This window comes from Olleya sp. 1-3 (assembly GCF_002836085.1).
Lineage (GTDB): Bacteria > Bacteroidota > Bacteroidia > Flavobacteriales > Flavobacteriaceae > Olleya > Olleya namhaensis.
This window is the reverse complement of record NZ_PJBW01000018.1, coordinates 1-3,927: the sequence shown is the minus strand read 5'-3', so window position 1 is coordinate 3,927 and position 3,927 is coordinate 1. Positions and strand designations below refer to the sequence as shown.

Below are 3,927 nucleotides of genomic sequence, written 5' to 3'. Positions count from 1 at the left end.
AAAAAGCAGTAAAGCATGCTTCTAAAAGCGTTAAAAACATTAGATCTGTATATGTACAAGATCAAAGTGCTAGTGTTAAAGATGGCGAAGTTGTTGACTTTAGAGTTAATTTAAAAATCACTTTTGAAGTAAACTAATACGTTTCTTTAAACTTATAATAAGTATAAAAAAAAGCCTGAACATTTATTTGTTCAGGCTTTTTTTGTTAATAGTATGTTGTTTCGATAATACTTATCGCTTTAAGGTAAAGTGTGCCTTAAATTGTTTTTTAGTATTATCTGGATCATTTGGTTCTCTATAATCTACAGTAAACCAATAGTCACTGGTTGGCATTGGGTTACCATTATAGGTTCCATCCCATCCTAATCCTGTTGGGCTTAGTTGTTTTAATAACTTACCGTATCTGTCAAAGATATAAATCACTGCATCTGGTTGATCTCCGATACCGTAGATATTCCATGTGTCATTAAAGCCATCATCATTTGGTGTGAAGAAATGTGGGTAATCCATTATTGATACCGGTAAACTTGTTTCTCCACATCCATTAATATCTCTTACGGTTACCACGTGATCTCCTGCGCCTACATCTGTAAAGGTGTATGTACCATCGTTTGGCACGTTAACTTCCCATGGACCATCGTCAATACTAAATTCGAATGCTGAAACACCACTTCCTGTTGCTGTCACTAAAATATTGTGTACTTCAGCAAAGGCTTCTGTTAAGACTTCGGCCTCTAGTGTTGGTGGTTCGCTTTCTTCAACTATAGTTGTTGCTATTGTTTCGCACATCGTTGTACTACTTGAGCTTATGTCCGTAACAATTACAGTATAGTTACCGCCTTGTGTTGGCTCTAAACTACTTCCTGTTTCTCCTGGGATTGTAGTAGTTTCTAATAACCACTCAAAGCTATAATCGGTTGTGTTTAATCCTGTGTCTATTATTGGCGCACTTACTACTTCTGTTCCGTTAGTGTTGATACATAATATGTAACTAGCCTCTAACTCAACTTCTGGTAATGGGTTTACTTGTAATGTTACTTCTGCTGTTTCGTAACACACTGAAGTATCTACCATAGCACCTGTTCCAGAACCATCATCTGCCATAGTATCGTTATCTACACGCACATAAACCACTTGTGGGTTAATCGTGTTTTCATATAACATTGGTAATGGTGATACACCTGCATCTGCATCTGCTTGACTAGCATAGTAGCTTACAATATAGTTTGCTGGATCTTGACCATCTAATACATCAGGATTTAATGTTGTTAAATCAAATGGCATACTGTCGTTTGTAGTATCGCCATCTGTTTCCATAGTATCATCACACAACTCATATAAAATTGGAGTCATATCAGGATTGGCTTGTGCTGCTTCTTGTACTTCGATTGTAAAACTTGTTCGTACATCACAACCAGTTAGGTTATTGGTAATATCTACCGAAATTACCTCTGGGTTAGTGGCATTGGTGTAGTTTGATGGTGTTGCAATGCTAGTCCCATCGGCTGCGAAAAATGTTACTGTAAAATCTGTAGCACTTTGCGTCCCTAAGATTTCGTCTATTTTAGTTTCTAAATCAAAAGCATAAGCCCCATCATTAAATAACTCGCAATAAATATAATCTTCAATTGGGCTAACTTCTGGTAATGGATTAACTATGATATCAAAACTAACAATTGTATAACATCCTGTTCCTCCTGTTCCTGTCTCATCGGTTCCGTTAGTCACACGCACATAAATAGTTTGTGGTGTTATAGCGATTCCTGGATTTGTAGGATCTTCATTGCTATGCATTGTTGGATCAACTATTGGTGTTGTTCCCATTAATGCCTCATCTAAATCTGTGTAGTAACTTAAATGTCTTGGATCACTTGGATTACTTCCTTCTCCGTTTAAAATTACAGCTGCGTCTTGTGTTAAATCAAAAAGCTCTATTAAATCATTTGGTCCTACCACATCTAAATCATCACACAATATAATATCATTTGGATTTTCCAATGGTGTTGGATTTGGTAACACACGGATGGTTAATGTTGTAAATGAGAAACATCCCGTATTAGAATCGGTAACTCTAACATAAACCGTTTGAGGGTTTGCAGGATTAGTTCCCACCATCATGTTGGTATATAATGTTGGGTCTGCAATTACGTTTACATCTGCTTGTGCATCTGCTTGTGTTTCGTAATAAGCAACTGTCCAACTTACGTTTCCTGCTGTGATTTCATCATCTTTAAGTGTTAAATCAAATGTGGCCATGTCATCATTATTTTCATAATAATTAACATCTAATTCGTCACAAATAGCTAATGGTGTTGGTTGTACTAATACTGGTGGGAAATCCACTATTATTTCGAATTGCCCTGTTGTGACACAACCATTGGCATTACTTACCAATCTGACATAGATGGTTTGTTGTCCACTAGTTGTATTGGTATAGTTACCGGTGTTTACTATTGGACTGTTTCCACTTGCTGCGTTTAATGCTGTAGTATGATAGGTTAATGTAAAATCTGCAGGGTTTTGTGTGCCTAAGATTTGTGGTGTCATTACCGTATCAAAATCAAATTGATTAAAACCATCATTATTATCATCACACACAACATAATCGTCTAGTGTTACTGGTACTACAGGAGATAATTGTACTTCTAATGGTAAAACAACTATTGTAAAACAGCCTGTAATATCATTTTCTGCACGTACATATACCATTTGGTTAGTCGCTACAATATTTGTGTATGGACTAATTAATGGGTTGATAGCACTAATAGCGTCTGCTTCTGTTTCGTGGTAGCTAATACTTACGTCTGGTTCTCCATTTAATATACTTGACGTTTGGCTATCCAAATCAAAACTTGCAAAACCATCGTTATCAATATCACATTCCAATAAAGCTGTTGGATTAGCTTCTGGTGATGGTGTTGGGTTAACGTCTAATCTAAAGGTTATTGTACTAACACAACCGGTAATATCATTTTCTGCTCTTACAAATACAGATTGTGCATTAGCGACATTAGTATAAGGACTAAAGATTTGATCTGAAGCGGTTGCATTGTCGGCACCTGCTTGTGTGAAGTAATACGTTAATGTAATTCCTGTTTGACCATTTAAGATTTCTGCATTAGCATCTTCTAAGGTAAACTCTTCCTGCGCTAACGCTGGTACTTCACCTGGTAAATCGTTATCATTACATAAAACTAATGGTGATGCTTGCAATAATACTGGTAATGGATTTACTATTAAGTCCATTGTTGTTATTGTAGAACATCCGTTGGCATTGTCCGCTATTACGACCCAAACAGTATCCATATTGGGTGTCGTATTAGTATAAGCGTTTGGTGTTGCGATGGCATTTTGAGGTACGGCTGCGTCTGCTGCAGTCGCATAATAGGTAATGCTATAATCTGTTGCTGCTAAATCGTTAGTGGCATCGGCATCTAATTGATTAAGTATTTCCGGATTATTTAATTCTAAATCAAATTGCGCTAAACCATCTGCATCCGTATCACAAACTTCTAATGGACTTGGGTCCGTAATTTGTGGTGTAGGATTAACAATTAATACCAACTCTTCAAAACTAGCACAAGACGTGGCAATAGTTGCACTTTCCACACGAACATAAATGGTCTGAGTGTTCTCTGAAATATTATTATATGGACTTGTTACCGGGTTAACATTAAGTAATGCATCACTAGATGTTTCATGATATGTTACTGTTAATCCTGGTGCGCCTGCTGTAATTTCTGCTTCAGCATCTGTTAGCATAAAAACACCATAACCATCACTATCTGGATCACAGAATGTTAAATCTGTAGGGTCAAATGTTACTGGCGCTTGCTCTACTTCTAACTGTAATGTTGTTGTTGTAAAACATGTTGTATTAACATCCATAACTCTTACAAATACAATTTGTGGGTTACTAATATTATC

Annotated in this window: 2 protein-coding genes; one reads left to right on the top strand and one right to left on the bottom strand. The window is 36.5% G+C overall.

From position 1 onward, the window contains the following. A partial coding sequence (locus CXF54_RS12835) for a dodecin family protein (protein WP_101203857.1) occupies positions 1 to 137 on the top strand: 137 nt, incomplete at its 5' end. 94 nt (positions 138 to 231) lie between these two features. On the opposite strand, the gene CXF54_RS12830 is transcribed toward CXF54_RS12835, so the two are convergent. Then, positions 232 to 3,927: T9SS type B sorting domain-containing protein (locus CXF54_RS12830; protein WP_157823452.1), on the bottom strand; the 3,696-nt coding region annotated here is incomplete at its 5' end.